Annotated in this window: 10 protein-coding genes; 6 read left to right on the top strand and 4 right to left on the bottom strand. The window is 58.2% G+C overall.

Features of this window, described 5'->3' with window-relative positions:
• Window positions 1–93: 93 nt before the first annotated feature.
• The 3 genes from H0T81_RS10515 to H0T81_RS10505 all read right to left on the bottom strand — a co-directional run bounded on the left by H0T81_RS10515 (window position 94) and on the right by H0T81_RS10505 (window position 4586).
• The gene (locus H0T81_RS10515; RefSeq protein WP_294012776.1) at window positions 94–2091 is read right to left on the bottom strand and encodes a DUF3597 family protein; all 1998 of its coding nucleotides are present in this window, start codon (window positions 2089–2091) and stop codon (window positions 94–96) included.
• A gap of 41 nt (window positions 2092–2132) precedes the next feature.
• Window positions 2133–2945 carry a DNA/RNA non-specific endonuclease gene (locus H0T81_RS10510; protein ID WP_294012774.1) on the bottom strand — a complete coding sequence of 271 codons (813 nt, stop codon included), beginning with the start codon at window positions 2943–2945 and terminating at the stop codon, window positions 2133–2135.
• A 186-nt stretch (window positions 2946–3131) separates the two neighbouring features.
• On the bottom strand, window positions 3132–4586 hold the full coding sequence (locus H0T81_RS10505; protein ID WP_294012772.1) for a patatin-like phospholipase family protein: 1455 nt from the start codon (window positions 4584–4586) through the stop codon (window positions 3132–3134).
• Window positions 4587–5547: 961 nt separating this feature from the next.
• Here H0T81_RS10505 and H0T81_RS10500 point away from each other — a divergent pair.
• Both H0T81_RS10500 and H0T81_RS10495 read left to right on the top strand, forming a co-directional pair.
• On the top strand, window positions 5548–10572 hold the full coding sequence (locus H0T81_RS10500; RefSeq protein WP_294012770.1) for a calcium-binding protein: 5025 nt from the start codon (window positions 5548–5550) through the stop codon (window positions 10570–10572).
• A 645-nt stretch (window positions 10573–11217) separates the two neighbouring features.
• A complete protein-coding gene (locus H0T81_RS10495) occupies window positions 11218–12327 on the top strand; it encodes a DUF4062 domain-containing protein (RefSeq protein ID WP_294012768.1) in 1110 nt (369 codons plus the stop codon).
• Between the two features lie 129 nt (window positions 12328–12456).
• Here H0T81_RS10495 and H0T81_RS10490 read toward each other — a convergent pair whose 3' ends face one another.
• Window positions 12457–12711 (bottom strand): hypothetical protein, encoded by a 255-nt coding sequence (locus tag H0T81_RS10490; RefSeq protein WP_294012766.1) that lies wholly within the window; start codon window positions 12709–12711, stop codon window positions 12457–12459.
• Window positions 12712–12758: 47 nt separating this feature from the next.
• Here H0T81_RS10490 and H0T81_RS10485 point away from each other — a divergent pair, with 47 nt between their 5' ends.
• The 4 genes from H0T81_RS10485 to H0T81_RS10470 all read left to right on the top strand — a co-directional run bounded on the left by H0T81_RS10485 (window position 12759) and on the right by H0T81_RS10470 (window position 18948).
• Complete coding sequence (locus H0T81_RS10485; protein ID WP_294012765.1) at window positions 12759–12965, top strand: helix-turn-helix transcriptional regulator; 207 nt, start codon at window positions 12759–12761, stop codon at window positions 12963–12965.
• Window positions 12966–13080: 115 nt separating this feature from the next.
• On the top strand, window positions 13081–13395 hold the full coding sequence (locus tag H0T81_RS10480; RefSeq protein WP_366474246.1) for an excalibur calcium-binding domain-containing protein: 315 nt from the start codon (window positions 13081–13083) through the stop codon (window positions 13393–13395).
• Window positions 13396–13452: 57 nt separating this feature from the next.
• Complete coding sequence (locus tag H0T81_RS10475; RefSeq protein ID WP_294012764.1) at window positions 13453–14238, top strand: type I restriction enzyme HsdR N-terminal domain-containing protein; 786 nt, start codon at window positions 13453–13455, stop codon at window positions 14236–14238.
• Between the two features lie 6 nt (window positions 14239–14244).
• Window positions 14245–18948, top strand: a complete 4704-nt coding sequence (locus tag H0T81_RS10470) for a DUF3320 domain-containing protein (RefSeq protein WP_294012763.1) — start codon at window positions 14245–14247, stop codon at window positions 18946–18948.
• The last annotated feature ends 10 nt before the right edge of the window (window positions 18949–18958 follow it).

The raw sequence follows: 18958 nt of genomic DNA, 5'->3' as shown, positions 1-18958 counted from the left end.
CGAGTGGTATGTTAACCGGCGGGGGCTCCACCTGACGTTTCCTTTCGTTAGACCCACGTATCGTAACCGGGCAATTGGTTGCCAGCGACCAGCCTAAGTTTCCGGTTCGGCCTCTGATGCGTTGGCGGTTGCGGCCGAAGGACTGTCAGCGGTGGGCAACGCGTCGAGACCGCCGGGTACGCTGCCGCCGGCTGCAATGAAGCGTCTGATAATCTCACGGTGAAGGAAAAGGTTCATTCTTTCGGAGCCCTCGAGTTTTCCTTCGTAACCCCATGCGCGCGCCAGCCGTTTTCGTGCGTCCAAGCCGCTGTCCAGTCCGAACAGCTTCATCAGATCGACAATGGATTCCTGCCAGTTGAGATCCTTCGGCGCCGCACTGGCTTTTTCGCGCAGGAGCGCATCAACATTGACCGAAGTCGTTGGCGCATACTCGCGCGCGAAAAGCCTCTCCTGGGCGGCCCAGGAAATATCTTCGCGGTGTGACGTCTGCTCAAGATCGAAGATCAATGTCTGTGGCTCCGGATATCCCTCAAGATAATATTTGACCTTGAGCTGGAAGTCGCCCGGGATCTTCATCGGACGAAGGGACAGAACTGCGACACTTCGTGACGTAAAATGATGACTAACCTGCGAACTGTACGACCCCTTCTTGCCAAGTTGGATCGTCTTGCTCGAGTGCCGGTAGATCGCTTCGAGCAACCAGTTGAAAGGTGTGTAGCTAACCGAACTCGAGGTGATGTGCGGGATCGTCGGCCGGCTAGTATGAGCGGGGTCAGACGAGTAAATGTTGGCGTAGCCGGACGTGTGGATATCCCCGCTGATGACCACTACAGCGACCGGATCTTTCTTCGCATTTTGCAGGCCGAAGAGGTAATCGAGCATAGCGTCCGCCTGAGACGCATTCTCCGGGCTGCTCCAGGAATCACGGATGTCGTCGCGAATATCTCCAACTGACTTCCAGAACCTCGTCTGCAGCCCTTTTCCCCAGCGCGTCATACCGGCAACTTTATCGACCACCCACATAACATAGGGCCAGGCCTTGACCGTGTAATTCTCCAGCAGCGGACTACCGTGGGAGAAGACCACCGGACTGATCACGAAGAGCGTCGACATTGCTTCGCGGTTTGCCTCAACCCATGCTCGAATCCGCCCACTCTGCTCTTCTGTGATCAGCTGACTTCGGCGCCAATTGCGGTTGGTTCGCAGGTCAAGAAACAGAAAACCCCAGCGTCCCGCCCGAAACGCGAAGTCCAGGCCGTCCCGGGGATTTTCGGCCAGCGGCGGAGGATTCCGGCTGGCTTGCATGATGCAGAAAGTTTTGAAAGCAGCCTCAAACAGTCCCTGCCACTCTGGCTTGAAGGTGGGCGAATCTCCCTCAAACGACTTTTCTTCAGACCCCCAACCATCGGTGATGTCGTGATCATCCCAGATCATCACAGCCGGCAGACGGCACATCACGCGGCGATAGTAGATATTGCTCCAGTACAAACGATACGCTTCGAGATAGAGCTTTAGGCGACCTTCTTCCGCCGGCTCACGTAGAATCCGATTCTGCCATTCGTCGGCGTAGACCTGATCGCCCACCAACAAGGCGAAACGGACGTTGCGATTGCTGTGACGGGAAATGATCTGAGGAATGTCGGCCCAGATCGCGTGGCCGTCGAACCCGTCTTTTCCGGCAACCGTCGGGTTGTGGCAGCTCATGACTACGAAATCTATCTGCGCGTCCGGATCTTCGGACAAAGTCCAAAAGTGCAAATCGTCGTCAGTGAGCCCTGTGATTGCAAATGGGACTGAAGCGGCCGGGTTGGTCCAGAAGCGATAGAAATATTTGGTGTCCGGCGTGAGCGCTCCGAGATCAGTCCAGCCGGTGAACATTCTGTCGGCATCAAACTTGATCGGCTCCCTTGCTACTGGTTCTGCGAACGGGTTTCCAGGATGTGCTGTAACCCAAAGTTCCGGCGGCCCGCCCTCGAGGTGCAACCAGATCCGGATAGTTGACGATGTGACGTAGCCCAGAAACGGCCCCAGAAGTATCTCCTGGGCCGGAGCTGTCGTCGATTGCTCCTCTTCCACCAGCTTCTCGTTCATTACACTCCCCCCGCTATTCCGCCTCGGTCCAGCGCATTCTGTCAGCGCGTTGTGATCTCGGAGGGCGGATCAAGGGGCCGAGGTGGCGTGGTGCAGCCGACCAGCGAATCCATGCTGGACAGCACGGCAGTCCCGCGCCTCGGCAGAAACTGCAGGCGGCTTCGCAGCTCCACGTGGAGAAGCGGTACCCGATAGTCGCAGTGGTTGGCGTTGCGCGGCGTGTTCTGGTCCATTACGAACGCGCTCATCCGGCCATCTCCGAGTGCAACAATCTTCCAGTATCCTGACGGCACTCGGTGATACGTCGGCCCCGCCGGCATTGGTTTCATCAGCCGCTCGTATAGCGGGCCAGTATAAACGAAGACTGGTCCGCCCGTCTGCAGGGTAGCACTGCGTTCCCGTCCTTCGAGCCGCTGCCACGGTCCCTGATTGAGGGCCGACGCCTGCGGCGTCATGTTCGAGTTATAATTCGTGTCGTCCCATTGCGGCGTGCCGGAGAAGGCGGCGAGCGGCGCCTGGTGACCGTGGTCGATGCGAAGGGCAGATGGGGCGCCGGCATACTGGGACTCAGCGAGGGTTTCCGACGGGTCGAGCCAGTTGTCGATGCGGTAATTTCGGTCCCCCTGAGAGGTGGCGATTGTCTGTGGCGTAATCCGGTAGGCGACCCAGTCGGCCATTTTTGTAAAATCGTTTGAAGACAGCGTGTAGATTTCACGGACGATCGTGTCGTTGGTCGCCGGTGCTCCAACCGGGCATCCCCACAGGCAGTGGAAGGTATAGAGCTCGCTGTCAGCAGCGATCGCCGGAGCGGCGAAAATGAGTGCCGGCAGAATTGGCGGGAACAGATGACGCATCGATGTCTCCCCGAATAAGGGATCGTCGGCACCCCGGGACCATACACGGATCACGGCGCCTGTCACGGACTGTTTGCACGCCACTTACTGGTAGCCCCCCTCGGCGAGGGCAGACTTCATGTGAAGCGATGGTTCGACTCGTTTCCGCTCCGAATAGCGCCCACAGAGGGGCCGCTCACCAAGAAGTCACGTTGCAGTCGCCGCTCGTACCTCTCGTTCATTCATACGAACTGCGAGCTGGCCGAGCTGCCACATGATCGTGAAGAGCTCGTGATCAGCGAGAAAGGTCGTTTTCGAGAGGTTTCCGACGCGATAGAAATTCTCCGAGGCGCAGTCGCCGCCCCGCTGTTTCAAGTGATGAAAGCTCTGGCGTGCGCTCGGAACAACGGCTGGCAAAGCCTTTCCTCCGGACCGCTGGAGCGTGTCTCCCACATAACAGTCGACGTTGTGAGCCGCGAAGAAAGCGAGCTCATCCAGACCGTCAAGTAAGGCGTCCTTACCAGTGGGAAACTTGGCCAAGCTGTAGAAATCTAGCAAAACAGTCTTGTCCACTCCGACGGACTCGAACATCCTGCTATAAAGCCGCTGAAATGTTGAATCCTGAACGGCAAAAACACCGTTCATTGCGGTCGTGGCGAGAAAGCTTTTGCGCAGATCCTTCTCGCTTACCGTCTGCAAGTCGGCAGAGGTGCCAGAGTTCACAAGTATCATCGACTTCCTGATGCCTGGGGAGCGCCCCCTCTCGCTCAGCATCACCTCGTAGGCGGTCTTGTAGGCAATGTTGTCGTAAAGACCACCATCTGAGATTCTTAGAAACGACCGCGGTCCACCCTTTTGAGTCGCATGACAAAATGAACTCTCGCGCAGGTGCGAATCCTCTTTGCAAAGACCCGTGGTTGCAAAAGCAGTGTAGAATCCCGGTACCGTCCCGCTCGCTGATGCTGCGAACGCGATTGGCACATCGGCAATGCGATTCACAGGAGGCGTCCAGTCGTTCCAGCAGGCACCGAAGTGCTTCACTTGATAATAACTGAGGAATGCGTCGGTGAAGACGAAGGGCGAGTGCGCCGGCATCAGCGCCGCATTGAGATACACCCGTGGGAGAGGCACCGGATTTGAAGCAGAATACACGTTGCGAAACGTGCTTCTTCCAAACAGGTGCTCGCGCATTGCGCGACTCCAACAGGGAACCCGGCCCCGGCTCATTTTCACAAAAGCAAGCCCGAGCCGCTCACTCACGGCTTCGCGAACACTATAGTATCGATCTTTTCTCTTGGCGCGGTCGACAACGTAAGCGGCGACAGCCCAGCTGCCCCCGGAGTTGGACGAGATGAAGTCGAGTTTGTCGAGCGGGCTGGACTGCCGCAACGCCGCGGCGCGGTTATTCCCAAGTTCCTCAATACCGGTCAAAACACCCAACGTGAACGCTGCAGCGCGAGCACCGCCGCCGGAAACGGAAAGACCTACAAGCCGCTCGTCATCATCCATATCTTTTAGCGACAGACCTTCGCCGAGAATCGCATCAACAGAGGGTGTTCTCCTCAGGAAATCCATCGTCTGGACATCGTGAACGTCCGTGCTCTGCCACCAGGGAATAGACTTGATCCCAAGCTGGGCGCATCCAGCCGACAGAACGGCCATAACCAGCAGAGCTGGCCCTGCAATCTTAGGGAACACAAGCATCTCCACTGGGGGCACCGACAAGAATTGCGGCTAGCGTGGGAGGTCGGCGGAGTAGACGCATGGCGTCACCTCTAATTGTTGCCGAGCAAATGAGATTTGCTGCCGAGCGGCCTCGGAGTCAAGAAGCGCACGGTGGAGCGCCGGAGCCGCTCGGGTTCGGATGTTATGTCAAATGGAAGTTGAATCCTCAGAGCTCTAAAAGGCGTTTCGCTTCAGTATGAAGTCTCCAAGGGGCGCACTAGTTTCTCCCCGTTTCAAACCAAATGCCGAAAAGGCTATTGACCTCAGACCCTGATTCGATCAGCCTCACAGCCGAGGGGAAACTCAAAGCAACGGGTGCTCGGCCGTTGCGGCGAAGTCCGCAATGGAACGCTGGCGCATGTGCGCGGGCGAACGAGGAGCTGCGCGTGAATGAAACTGCGCGACCTACGGCAAGCCGACGCTGCGCCGCGGCGAAAGGCCTGCCCCTTGCCCTTATCATGCTCGCGGCCTGCACGCCGCAGCCACAAAATCCGAGCCCTGAATCCAAGTTCCTGCAGAGCCAGCTCGTTCCCGCAATCAATTCGTGGGCCAAGAGCAACTCACAAGAAATGCGCTTATTTGCGATCCCAGCGGTGCGCTCATTCGACTATCTCTGCATAGTCCCAGAATATCAAGACCATTCAAAAATAGAATCCGAATTACCGGTTGTCCGTGAGTATAGGGGACGGGCCGGACACCTTGTGCCCGAGATGAGAATGGCGCTTGTAGGTACCAAAGGCGCCACTGCTCACGTGGGATACATAGTTTTGAACGACCTAGATCTGACTCGCCATAGCTGGAAGTGCCATAAAACTAATAGACTGGTCGCAAAGCGGGAAAAAAGCAAGATCAGTGTTCCACTTGCGTCACTGGAGGAAGAGCTATGACTGGGACAATAGTGAGCTATGTCATCAGTAATCCAGATCAATTGAAGCAGCTTTATAGTCAGATTGTGGCCGATCTTGCAGCTGAGGCTGAGGCTATAGCCGCGGCGCATGGCGCCAACACAAACGAGACTAATGCGATCGCACACGCCTACAACAGCGCGCATTTGGCGCTCTCGGGTGGCGATACAGTAGCCACGCTGCTTGGTGCTCTGAAGGAAATGCCGGGACTCTTCGACCCGAATAGCGACATAAATAAGGACCTTTACAACAACGAGGTGGGTCGTCGAATTGCAGAGTATATCGAGTTAAACAATCTGGACCCTAGCGCCGTTGAAGCGCTCGTACTCGACGCCCTTGATAGCGGGAAGTTGGTCGTCGATCCGAATGCTACCCCGCCGACGATTCCTGATTGGCGTGGGCCAACCTGGGATCCGAACGGGCTTCCAGAGACGCCGCCGAACTACATTTCGGAAAAGTTGGAGGATCTGTTCGACGATCTCTCCCGCTTCATCGCCGACCAACGTGAGAACCTCCCTGATTGGTTGAATGATCTCTTTGATCTATTGGGCGACATCCTGTCGGACCCGATCGTTCTCGACCTCGACGGGGACGGAGTTGAACTCACAGCGCTTGCGCAAAGTACGACCATGTTTGACCTGGATGGCGACGGGGTGGCCGAGCGCACTGGCTGGGTGAGCCCGCAGGACGGGCTTTTGGTACACGACGTCAACGGGAATGGTGCGGTCGATGGCGTCGCCGAACTATTCGGAAGCGCCAACGTCGACGGCTTCGATGAGCTGAAGACGCTCGACGCCAATAATGACGGCCGAATTGACGCGAATGACGCGACCTTCGCTCAGTTGCGAGTTTGGAGGGACTTGAACTCCGACGGCCAGTCGAGTCCCGACGAGCTCCAGACGTTAGCAGAAGCAGGGATCGCGAGGCTCAACCTCGGCTTCAGCCAAGTGGATCAGGACGTGTCCGGCAACATCGTTGCTCGCACCGGCACGTATGTCCGCACCGACGGCACCGCACGGGGCCTGGCCAGCGTCAATTTCGCGCTCGAAGAGTCTCGGCCGACCATACCCGCAGGCGCCGACATGAGCGGCCTCGGATTGCTACCAAATCTGCCGGGCCTACTCGGCTTACCGGATCTCCGGACTGCTATGTTCTTCGACCCGGTACTTAAAGAGATGGTGCACAACCTTGTGTATGACAACCATGACTTCAGTACGTTCGCCGAATTCCGTGACGGCGGCTTTCTTGACGTGCTTTATCGATGGGCTGGTATCGACGCTTCGCTTCCAGTCGGCCCCGGTGATCCAACGCACTTCGTTCAACTTGTGGCAGCCTTCCTAGGCCGGCCGTTCGAGGATCTTAATCAACATCAACTGGAGCGACTGGAAGAGCAGGTATGGCCTCAGCTGGTCCAGAGTTTCGGAACTCAGTTCCTTTTCCAGGCGGCGGAGCTCCCGGAACTCGTGCCGTTCGTTCATTTGCTTAATGATCTCAGCACGCTGGATTCAACCTCTCCAACTCTTTTCGAAACCATTGCGACGATGACCGAACTCGCTGTGAATCATTCGATGACTGCGGCCCCGGCATATGACTACCTTGACGGATTCACAGGGCTCACGTTCCACGCGTCCACAGGCCAACTCACAGGCGACTTCGACGCTTTCGTCGCCGCGTTCATCGCCGACCAACCGCCGTTCATCATCTATCCAGGAGTCGGAGGAGGGGGTGGTGGCGGAAGTGGCGCTTTCAGCATGGGGAGCGATGATACGGACGACCCGTTTGGGCCACAGATTCCTTGGAATGACTGGTTTGAGGACCAAGGAACGCTCATCTTCGCAATCGGCCAGCTTACGGGGTTTGGCCCCGACTACGTACTCAACGTCACGGGATGGGAGTGGCTGGTCGGCGGATACAGCGTGCACGAAGGCACGGCTGGAGACGATCTGCTCGACTTCACGGTTACCACATACGAAAAGCCTCCGACATGGAATTCGTGGTCCCTGGGACTGGAAAGCGGGCCCACGACTGATCAAATGCTTTATGGCCATGAGGGCAACGACGAGCTTCGGGGCAATGATGGTACCGATCGACTGATCGGCGGCACCGGCAACGATCTCCTCAAGGGCGGCTCCGGAAGCGACTTCTATGTATACGCGAGCGGCGACGGACTCGATCGGATCACCGATGCCAGTGGCGCCGACGACACGATCTATTTTTCAAGTGAGCTAAACAGCGCAGATTTGCGCGTTACTCGGCCCGCGGGCACGAACGACCTCCTGCTGCACTTTGGTGATCCAGCGCAGGGAATCGTCCTGACCACCCAGTGGAGCTCGTCCGCCGGTGCAATCGAGCATCTGCATTTTGTCGGCGAGCCCGGACTCAGTAGCGGAGACATCGCCAGTCGATATCTCGCCACTTTGGCGACGCCAGGCGCCGACATGATCAGCGGCAGCTGGGCGAGCGAGCGTCTTATCGGGCTTGATGGGAATGACACTCTTTCAGGCCTCGATGGTGACGATTCTCTCGATGGCGGGAACGGCAATGACACGCTTAATGGTGGGAATGGTCACGATGCGCTGATTGGCGGCCAAGGCGACGATACCGTTGATGGCCAATATGGCAACGACGTCCTCATCGGCGGTACCGGCAATGACACACTCAGCGGTGGGGGTGGCAACGACACCTACATCTTTGCGCGAGGCGATGGTCAGGACATCGTCCGGGAATATGTAAATTTCTATAGCGGCAAGCAGGGTAGCGACGCGATTGTGTTTGCGGCCGGCATTGCGCCGGCCGATGTAACCGTCACCCAGGCCGGCAACGGTGCGGACCTGGTGCTGACGATCGCCGGGACGACCGATCAGATCACGATTGACGATACCATGATCTCCGGCGACCATCGAATCGAGCAGGTGCAGTTTGCCGACGGCACGGTGTGGACACACGCGCAGCTGGTGCAGATGTCGATCGCCATCAACGCCGGCAACGACACATTCTACGGCAGCTACGACGGTGAGAGCATCGACGGCGGTGCCGGCAACGACACAATGTTCGCAAACGCTGGTAATGACACGTTAATTGGTGGCGATGGCGACGATGTGCTTGACGGTGGCGATGGGACCGACATTGCGAGTTACGCTGGCGCTTCCGCGGGCGTCACGGCTAATCTGAGCATTACGACATCGCAGAATACGATCGGTGCTGGAATCGATCGGTACGTTTCGATTGAACAGCTGATCGGCAGCGCATTTGCGGATACGCTGACAGGCTCAACTGCGGCGAACACCATCACTGGTGGCGCGGGCGATGATACAATTAGCGGCGGCAGCGGAACAGATATTGCCAAAGTCGCTGGTCTTAAAGCGACATACACCCTTCAAACGGTCAACGGCCAAGTGCAGCTCGTCGATAACGACGCGTCTGGCGATGGAAATGACGGCACGGACACCTTGGTGGGCATTGAAACTGTCCAGTTCAAGGACCAGTCGATGGGCATCGTCTCGCCCATCATTCTCGACCTTAAGGGTGACGGCGTTGACACCGTCACCGCATCCGTCAGCCGTGCGAAATTCGACATGGATGGCGACGGGCGGCGCGATGACACGAGCTGGATCAGCTCGACTGATGGTTTCCTATTTCTCGATCGCGATGGAAATGGCACGCTGACCGATGTCGGGGAGATCAGCTTTGTCGCCGATGTTCCGGGAGCTGCGTCGGATCTCGACGGCCTGAAGGCATTCGACAGCAATAATGACGGCGTTCTCTCGGCCGACGATGCGCGCTTCACGGATTTCAAGGTCTGGCGCGATTCCAACGGGAACGGACATGTCGAGCAGGGAGAAATCTTGGGATTGAGTCAAATAGGCTTGACCTCCCTCGGGCTGACCGGCGTCGCTCACGATGGAACAGCAGAAATTGACGGTGTTGCGGTCCTGAGCCTTGGCAATTGGACCCGCAGCGATGGTTCATCGATGGCATTTGCTGATGCGATGCTGACATTTACTCCCAACGGCGAACCGAGTGCCAATCCCACATCTGTCGAAGCCGACAGCGACAATTTGGAGAATGATCCAGCGGGCCCTCCGGGTTTGTTGACGACCGAATACGCTCGCGAAGCCATAGAAGAGGAGAGCTCTTTCGCCTCTCTCAGCATCGCAAGAACGTGGCAGATGTCCGACGCGGTCTCCTATTCGGCGTCCAGAGGCGAGGTCTTTGGAATCGGCAGCTTCACTCGCGCCGACGGTTCAACAAGCGAGCTCGCTGACGCGGTATTCAAGACCGTCTTGGCATCTGCGGCGCAGTGGCGTGCGAACATGGCCACCAACAGCAGTAGCGTGGCGCTGGCCGCGGTTACCGCAGCGGGGCTAGTCTCGATCCCCCCCGCCGCCCAAGGCCATGTCACCGCGCCAGTCTTATCACACATCCTTGGTTCGGCGGCTGCGGAGGGCGGCACGATCACCTCGGCTCAAGCTGCTGGCAGCGGCAGCGTGAACAGCGGCCACTTGCTGCAGGAAGTGGCTGATCATTATGGAGCGGTGAGATTCACCGACCGCGGCGAGATCACGGAGGCGCTGTCATTCGCGTATGAGCACGAGCTGACCGGCAACGAGGCCACCGGTCCCAGCCGATCGACCGAGCTGCTCGCAGGCACGGATGCGCCAACTCCGCTCGAGCAATCGGCCACGCCCGCGACCGGTGTCATGATGCCATCGGCCGAGCAGCTCCAGGCTGTCGGCTCGGCACGCGAGCCGGCGCCCGAAGGTCATCAGTCCGTCGGGTTCGTCGCAAAGGCCATCACCGATTCATTACACGGCGGCGGTGACGGTCCTGACCTTGAGGCCTTGATTAGTGCGTTGGGAGCCGGCGAAGGCACAAATTTCGCGCTGACTGCGCTCGCGAGCGCGGCGGCGGCCGCTTCCGCATGGCCAGCGTCCGGAGCAACCGGCCTCAGCTCGGTTCACGGTTTCTTCGACATTCAAGCATTGGCTGTCCACCAAGATGCGCTCCCGCACGTCTGACCGAGTCGCACCCCATCAGGCGACAGCAACTCGTTGTTAATCGCTAGGCGCCCTAGGTGGACCTCGGCGGCTCCTCGGCCGCTGAGCGGACATTAAATCCACCGCTTCACACGAACGGCCGTGACCGGATGTTATGTGAATTCAAGTTCGGTCCTGCGTCTACTTAGCCCTTTTCACTTGGTCGCTGCCGCATTTGGGGCATGTAATCGACGAGGTGGGCAGTCCCGCCTTCCGACGGTCCTTCACCTCATCCTTGGTGAGTACCTCGATTACAAATCCTTCGCCGCAGTTCTTGCAGCGATATCCCACCATCTCTGGCATCCTAACCTCCTCGGCACATGATAAAGGATCCGGCGCCCAGCGCTGCTGCTGCGGGTAGAGCGAGAAGTCGCGCTGCGGCGCATGGATTAGCTCCATGAACTGGGCCGAGCCGCCGCAAGATAAACTCCGGCCCACAGCGGCTCAAGCAATTATTAAGCTCGCCAGGCAGTGCGAGGAGCGGAGTTCAATCTGCCGCGACGGCACAAGTGTTTGGCAGTCTGCCTTCATTCGGCGCGCCCCCACCCCCGGGCGGCTACCCTCTCTTTTGTTGCCTCTAGCTTCGGGGAACCTTGATCCGGCCTAAAGAGAGACGATCTTCTTGGGATGAAGATTTTCATCAGTTCCCTCGTCCGAGGTTTCGAGGACTTTCGCGCCGCGGCCGTTGCTGCCGTAAGATCGCTCGGACACGAGCCAGTCACCGCCGAGACGTTCCCAGCGGGCGTGTCTTCCCCACGAGTTGCCTGCCTGGAAGGCGTGAGACACGCAGACATGGTCGTTCTGATACTGGGAGCCCGGTATGGCAGAGTCCAACCCGTCTCGGGCCTCTCCGCCACACATGAAGAGTATCGGGAGGCGAAGGATCACCGACCGGTGATCGCATTTGTCCAGGAAGGCGTTGAGCAAGAACGCGCGCAGGAGGAGTTTGTACGCGAGGTAAAGGACTGGTCCGGAGGCCTGTTCGGAGGGGATTTCCGGACCGCGGAGGAGCTTCGGGACGCAATCACGCGGGCAATCCACCGGTTTGAGCTCTCGGCCGCGGCGGCGCCAGTGGATGCCGGAGAGATGCTCGCCCGTGCCTTGGAACTGATACCCACGGAGAACCACAATATCATCCGACGCGGCGGACCCCTTCTGCATCTCGCCGTTGTCGGCGGACCGGCTCAGACGATCCTGCGGCCGGTGGAAATCGAGCGGCCTGACTTTGCGCGCGGATTGTTGAGAGAAGCAACCTACGGCGACAGTGCCTTGTTTGACCCCGCGCATGGGTCCGAGAGCAACTTGGCGGGTGGGACGCTCAAACTGAGCCAGGAAACAGGCGCGACAATTGTGGTCGATGAGCGGGGCTCGGTCCGCGTCAGTGTGCCAATCGCATCCGGCACGGGCATGGTGGGAGCTCTAATCGAGGAGAACGTCGCTGACGCGCTTGGCCGTGCGCTCACCCAATCGGCACAGATCCTGGCGAAGATCGACGAGACTGAGCGACTGTCACGCATTGTGGTCGCGGCGGGGATCTCCTCGAACGGGGCAATGGGTTGGCGTACCCGCGCCGAGGACGCGGCGAGCCCTAATTCCATGACCATGTCGATGTTCCACCAGGGCGACCGGGAGCCAGTCCACTTTCAGCCCCCAGATCGAGCGAGGGCCGCGCTTTCGTTCGATCGCGAGAGGATGGCCGAGGATCTTGTCGCGCTGCTCAGACGGCAGTGGAGCTGAACCGCGACAGTGGATGTTATGTGGAACTCACTGGCTCAACTCTGCCCTTTAGCGGACTGGGTACCGCGGGCGGATCGATGCACGTTCTGAGCGCTCGTTTTGCTGCGGAGGATTTTTTACCAGAAGCCTTCACTCCCCCATTCGCTGGAGTGCCGATTCATGGCATCGTACATCCGCCTCTAGCTTGGCCATGGGATACTCCTCTTCATTTTCCTCGGCCAAATAGGCGGCGGCGATTTCCCGCTTTTTCCTGCACTGGTCCTCAAGCGAGGCTCCGCCTTTCACCATCATCCGGTATTCCCGCTTTGCCTTGTCAGAAGGCTTGTCGCAGGCGGTGAGCAGAACGGCTGCAGGGAAGATCACCCAGCTGTAGGACTTATACATATTATAGTTGATAAACTCGCTTGGCTGCGATTGCCAGTGAAAGGCGCATGGACATGCGCAAACTGGTGGGGCGGAATGCAGCCAAGCTGCGCAAAGAGAAAGGGCTGACGCAGGAACGCCTGGCTGAGATTTCAGGGCTGAGCCAGCAGTACATCAGCGGGCTCGAACAGGGTCGCCGAAACCCCACAATTGTCACAGTCCATGAATTGGCCGTCGCCCTCGGTGTCAGCCACCTGGATCTCTTGCAACCCTAACTAATCACAGGTGACGCCGTGTCACCGTAAGGCACGTCGGCGGGCCATCCGCTTGACTCCCAATGAGTTAAGTCCTTTTCTGTGACAGCTCGGTAAAACAGGGGAGGGTGCAGTCATGCGACTGCCGAGCCTTGTTGCGTTGCTAATGTCATTGCTTGGCGCCGCATTCGTGGCTGTGCCTACCCTGGCTCATCCCGGCGGGCTCAACTCCGAGGGCTGTCACAACAACCGGAAGACACGCGGGTATCATTGCCACCGAGATCCATCGGCACCGCCGTCACGTGCGCTTCGCGCCGTTTCGTCACGCTCACAGCGTGAATTTGCAAACTGCTCGCAAGCTCGTGCTGCCGGGGCCGCGCCGGTCCGTGTGGGGGATCCAGGTTACGGCCGGCACCTGGATCGCGACGGCGACGGAGTCGGCTGCGAATGAATTGATAGCTCTGCCCCGTTTCCGCTTGGCAAGTGCGACAAATCAGGAGAGAGTAGCGTGTGGATCCCGAAGAAGGTGCAAGACCGACTGGTCGCAGGGCTGCGACGGTACCAGCCAATCGTCCGCAAACTAAAGGAGCGGGACATCTCCGAGGCGGACACCGTCACCGTCGTGAAGGACATGCTTTCGGATATCTTTGGATATGACAAATACACGGAGCTCACGAGCGAGCAGCAGATTCGCGGTACCTTTTGCGACCTTGCGATCCGGGTCGGAGAGAAGGTTCACTATCTGGCAGAAGTAAAGTCGGCCGGGACGAGTTTGAATGACAACCACCTGCGGCAAGCGGTCAACTATGGTGCTCATCACGGCATTGAGTGGATCCTGCTCACCAATGCGATCACTTGGAAAGTCTATCGGATAAGGTTTGCTCAACCGATCGACTGGGACGAGGTCTGCTGCTTTGAGGTTGGGGAACTCTCGTCCCGCGCAAATGATGACATGGCAAAACTTTTCATGTTGTGCCGTGAGAACGTCTCAACCGATGTTCTTAAGCAGTATCATCGCCAGTCCCAGATCCTGAACCGATTCGTGGTCGCAGAACTGTTGCAGAGCGACGCATTGCTTTCAACACTCCGGCGGGAGTTCAAGCGCCTTTTCAATATGAAGACCTCTAACGAGGAACTTCATTCGATGCTCTTGAACCTCGTGATCAAACGCGACGCGCTCGACGGTGATGCTTCGAAGGCGGCCAAGGTCACGGTCAAGAAAGCTGTCTCAACAATATCTCGCAAACAAGCAAAGGTTGAACCTCCTCCAATCGCCAACGCGCCGACGGAGTAGGTCCCCGTGACTGACACTATCCTCGACGACGCGCCTGGCAGCAGCTCGCCCGAAAATTCCGCTCTCAAGATGTTTGCCGATGTCCGAAGGCGCTTGGTCGAAACCGGAACGCGAAACCGACTGGTGCACGTCAACCGCGCCAGCAGTCGTGGTAACGTCCTCAATATCGTCAACGAACGGTCAGACGAAGTATTCAAACTATTGTCCGCCGGCAAAGCGCTGCGCTTCAAGGCGCTGGGACGCGACAAGACCGAAAGCCCAGATGAAATCGTGCTCGCCGATACCGACGATAAGTCGATTGGCGACGAGCGATACACGGACAACTATCTCGAAAGCCGGCTCGGCCCTGATTCCCTGCAAAAGAAGCTTCTGAAGCTGCACCGCGAAGCGCAGACAGCTGAGGAGGAAAGCGGCGTCAACATCCTTTATCTCGCCCTGGGATTCCTCACGTGGTTCGAGGACAAGACTGCAAGCGTCCCGCGGGAGGCGCCCTTGGTTCTCCTGCCGGTCGAGCTTGTGAGGAATGCCAGGACATCCACTTTCGACCTGCGCCTTCGCGAAGAGGACTTTCCGACTAACTTACCCTTACAGCAGCGGCTCAAATCGGACTTCGGGATCAACCTCCCGGACATCGAAGTAGCTGAGGATTGGTGCCCCACGAGATACTTTGACCAAGTCCAGGACTTGATTGAGCAAAGGGACCGCTGGACGATCGATAGAGACGGCATTCAGTTAGGGTTTTTCAGCTTCAGCAAATTGCTGATGTACCGAGATCTCGACGCACGCTCCTGGCCAGAGGACGCCCTCACGGATCACGAACTCACTCGCGGCCTGCTCTATGAGGGTTTCGACAATGACACTCCGATGTTTGGGCCTGATGACCGTCTGGATGAGGTACTCCCACCAGAGAGGCTGTTTCACGTCGTCGACGCTGACGCCTCACAGGCGAAAGTCATCGAGGAGGTTCGATCGGGCCGGAATCTTGTCGTCCAGGGACCGCCTGGAACTGGCAAGTCGCAAACGATCACAAACATCATTGCTGCGGCCGTCAAAGATGGAAAGCGCGTCCTCTTCGTTGCGGAGAAAATGGCGGCTCTATCGGTCGTCCACGATCGGCTGGTGAAAGTTGGTCTCCGCGACGTTTGTCTGGAGTTACACTCGCGCAGCGCTAACAAAAAATCCGTGCTTGCCGAGCTGGCATATACGCTCAACGCGGGGTTAGCAGTGCCCGGGGTTCCTGGCCCGCCGACGGCGCTCCGGGAAGCTCGGGATCGCCTCAACCAGCTGGCTGAGGAATTGCATCGCCCGATTGGTGACACCGGCGAGTCGGGCTTTTCGGTGCTGGGTCGACAATCCCGATTCCTGGGCATGGGTGCGCCGCCACCAACTCTCGACGGCACTTCATTTATCTCCATTTCGCGCGAGGACGAGGCCGCCATCGCGGATGATATTCGTCAATATGTCGATTTCGTGGCCGAGATGGGTGGGAGCCCGCATCCGTTCGAGGGTGTGCAGAACCTCGACATCCAGCCGGTCGAACTTTCACGTCTCCAGCCCGAGCTAAGTGGTGCGAGTGCGATCGTGGAGGAGCTTTTAGCGCTGGTCCGGGATCTGAAGGTCGAGCTGAAGCTCGATTTCCCCGAGACATTTGGAAGCTTGCCAGCTCTTCGCGATCACCTTGGGCGCCTTGGGGAGCTTCCCGGCAATTCTGCAGGCATTGCAGTGTCCATGCTCGGAGTGGCTGACTTCGATCGGCTCTGCGAGGGACTTGAAGCCGGAGGAGCCTGGAAGGAGATTCGGGACGAGCGAGTGGAAACCTTTGTCGATCACGCTTTTGAAACGCCTGTTGCTCGGCTGCGCGGACCCTTGGCGGCTGGCGCAGAATCTTTTTTCGCTCGGTGGGGACGTGCATATCGAGGAGCGTCGAGAGAGCTCGCGGGACTTCTAAAGCGAGCGCTCCCAAAAACGGCCCCCGATCGCATCGAACTCGTCGACCAGATTCTCGACGTCGGTGCACGGAAGCGCGCCTGGGACCATGACCAGGAGTATCTCAGCCGATGCCTTGATGACGAGTGGCGGGGCGAACAAACCGACTTTGCAGGGCTCCTGACCATCGCGCGCTGGTGCCAGCGGCTTTCGGATTCCGCGTTGTCTCACGATAGTGTTGCCAGCTTGGGTTTGGCGAAAGAGCCAGGGCGTTTGTCCGACCTGCGGCAACAAATTGCCAGTGTCGAGCAAGCCGCGATCACGGCGGTAACTCGTGGATTTGACCAACTTCAGTTTAACCCGATTGCGTTAGGCGGCACCACCGTCGAGGATATCCCGCTGCCCGCGATCGCAACGCGTCTCAAGCTGATGAGCGACACGACGGAGCGCTACGGTCTTTGGGCCAAGGTTTCGCGACTGCGCTCGAGACTTGCTGGGCAAAAACTGAGCGCACTCACCGAGCGAATTGATGCCGGCGAACTCACCGCTGATGCTGCCATCACGGAATTTAGATTCGCGCGGGCAGAGGCTCTTTGGCGCCTGGCCATCGCCCAGTCGGAACCGCTTCGCAACCTCGCACTCGAAAAGCGGCATGACCTTGTCGCTAACTTTGCCGCGTTAGAACGAGAGCGCTTGTCGGAGAACGTCACCGAAGTTCTAGCCGGCCATCTGGCCCAGGTACCACAAGGCGCAATGGGCGAAATGAGGGTCATCCGCGGTGAGATCGGAAAGAAGCGAGGTCACATCGCCCTTCGCCGATTGTTTGAGCGCGCAGGTAATGCAATTCAGCGGATCAAGCCGGTTCTGCTGATGAGCCCGATCTCGGTTGCTCAGTTTTTGCCGCCCGGCACTTTGACGTTTGATCTGCTTGTCATTGATGAAGCGTCCCAGGTGCGCCCGGAGGATGCTTTGGGGGCGATTGCGCGGGTAGGTCAAATTGTTGTGGTCGGCGACAAGAAGCAATTGCCGCCTTCGTCCTTCTTCGATCGGTTGATCAGCGAAGAGGAGGAGGCAGAAACTCCTTCACGTGAAAATGACGAGGATCTGCTTGGAGGAGCCGCAAAGCTTGGGGCGCTCGAAAGCGTTCTGACGCTTTGCGAGGCTCGTGGGCTTGGCTCGCGAATGTTGAGTTGGCACTACCGCTCACGGGATCCGTCGCTGATCGAGGTGTCCAACAGAGAATTCTACGAAAGCGGACTGATCCTGCCGCCCTCACCCCTGCAACGGGATCCGGCTTACGGGCTCTGCTTTAATCGGGTCGATGGAGTCTATGACAAGGGCGGGAAGCGGGACAATCGCAAGGAAGGCGAAGCAATCGTTGCGCGGGTCGCCGAGCACGCACGAGAGAACCCCACCCTATCTCTGGGCATCGTTACATTCTCCTTTGCGCAGCGCAATCTCATCACTGAGCTGCTTGAGCTAGCGCGACGTTCAGACCCGGTCCTGGATGGGTTCCTGCGTGAGGGCCAATCAGAGGATGTGTTCGTCAAGAACATTGAGAACGTCCAGGGCGACGAACGCGACGTCATTCTAATTAGTGTAGGCTATGGGCCGGCAGTGCCCGGCGGCAAGCTCACCAGCATGACGTTTGGACCCGTGAACAGCGAAGGGGGCGAACGCCGTCTCAACGTTCTGTTCACGCGAGCGCGCGCGCGATGCGAAATCTTTACCTCCTTCGAGCCCGGCGACATTGATCTCAGTCGAACCAGTGGTGAGGGTCCTCGCATCCTTAAGCGCTTCCTGGAATTCGCCAAGAGTGGCTACATCCATGAGCAATCACTGACTGGATTGGATGCGGACACTCCGTTTGAAGAGGATGTCGCAGATGTAATCCGAAGCTTCGGTTATTTGGCCGATGCACAGGTCGGCTCAGCAGGCTTTCGTGTTGATCTCGGCGTCCGTCACCCTGATCGCCCTGGCCGTTATATACTGGCGGTGGAGTGCGATGGCTCGACTTACCACAGTGCCCTTTGGGCACGGGAAAGGGATCGACTCCGCCAGGATGTTTTGGAGCATCTTGGATGGCAGTTCCATCGCATCTGGAGCACGGATTGGTTTTACCAGCGCGCGCAGGAAATCGAACGCCTTAGAATTGCATTGACTGCTGCTCACGAAGCAAACGACGCCGGGATCCGATTGACCGGCGCCAACCTGCCCCAACATGGAAGCGCGGAAGTAACATTTGCTCCTGCCATCATCGAGGTTCCCGAAATCGTGGCCCGCCAGATGCCGTTCTATCAACGAGCGCAATGTGCCCGGAAATACGGTGAACCACATGAAGCGCATCCGTGGCTCCTGTCTCAGCTCGCCCTGGAAATTGTAGAAGCTGAAGGTCCTATCCATTTAGAAGAAGTCGGGCGGCGGATCGCTTCCAGCTTCGGGAAGGAGAAGGCGGGCTCGCGCATTATTGGCGCGACTGCACGAGCGCTTTCGTCCGCAATGATGCGCGCTAGCCACCTTCGATCGGAAGAGAATTTCTATTTCACTGATGGGCAAGCCGCGGCCCCGCCAGTGCGCGATCGATCCAAGGAGAGTGGCGCAACGCTAAAAGCGTCATCCATCTCAATGCTTGAGATCCGCGAGGCGCTGCGGATCGCTCGTGAGGACAACGCAGGCGGAGATGACGCAGAATTGATCCGGACGGCAGCAAAGTTATTAGGATTCAAACGCGTGGGTCCGGATTTGCAGGCACGCCTTAAGGCCGCGCTAGTAAAGACCAGCTGAAGTAGGTGCG

It is taken from the genome of Sphingomonas sp. (assembly GCF_013812825.1).
Taxonomy (GTDB): domain Bacteria; phylum Pseudomonadota; class Alphaproteobacteria; order Sphingomonadales; family Sphingomonadaceae; genus Sphingomicrobium.
The sequence above is the reverse complement of the archived record's forward strand: the minus strand, read 5'-3'. Positions and strand labels throughout refer to the sequence as shown.

Coding starts and splice junctions, on each gene's coding strand:
- H0T81_RS10515 (WP_294012776.1), bottom strand. CDS start 2,091: ATGAACGAGAAGCTGGTGGAAGAGGAGCAATCGACGACAGCTCCGGCC.
- H0T81_RS10510 (WP_294012774.1), bottom strand. CDS start 2,945: ATGCGTCATCTGTTCCCGCCAATTCTGCCGGCACTCATTTTCGCCGCT.
- H0T81_RS10505 (WP_294012772.1), bottom strand. CDS start 4,586: ATGGCCGTTCTGTCGGCTGGATGCGCCCAGCTTGGGATCAAGTCTATT.
- H0T81_RS10495 (WP_294012768.1), top strand. CDS start 11,218: ATGAAGATTTTCATCAGTTCCCTCGTCCGAGGTTTCGAGGACTTTCGC.
- H0T81_RS10490 (WP_294012766.1), bottom strand. CDS start 12,711: ATGTATAAGTCCTACAGCTGGGTGATCTTCCCTGCAGCCGTTCTGCTC.
- H0T81_RS10485 (WP_294012765.1), top strand. CDS start 12,759: ATGGACATGCGCAAACTGGTGGGGCGGAATGCAGCCAAGCTGCGCAAA.
- H0T81_RS10480 (WP_366474246.1), top strand. CDS start 13,081: ATGCGACTGCCGAGCCTTGTTGCGTTGCTAATGTCATTGCTTGGCGCC.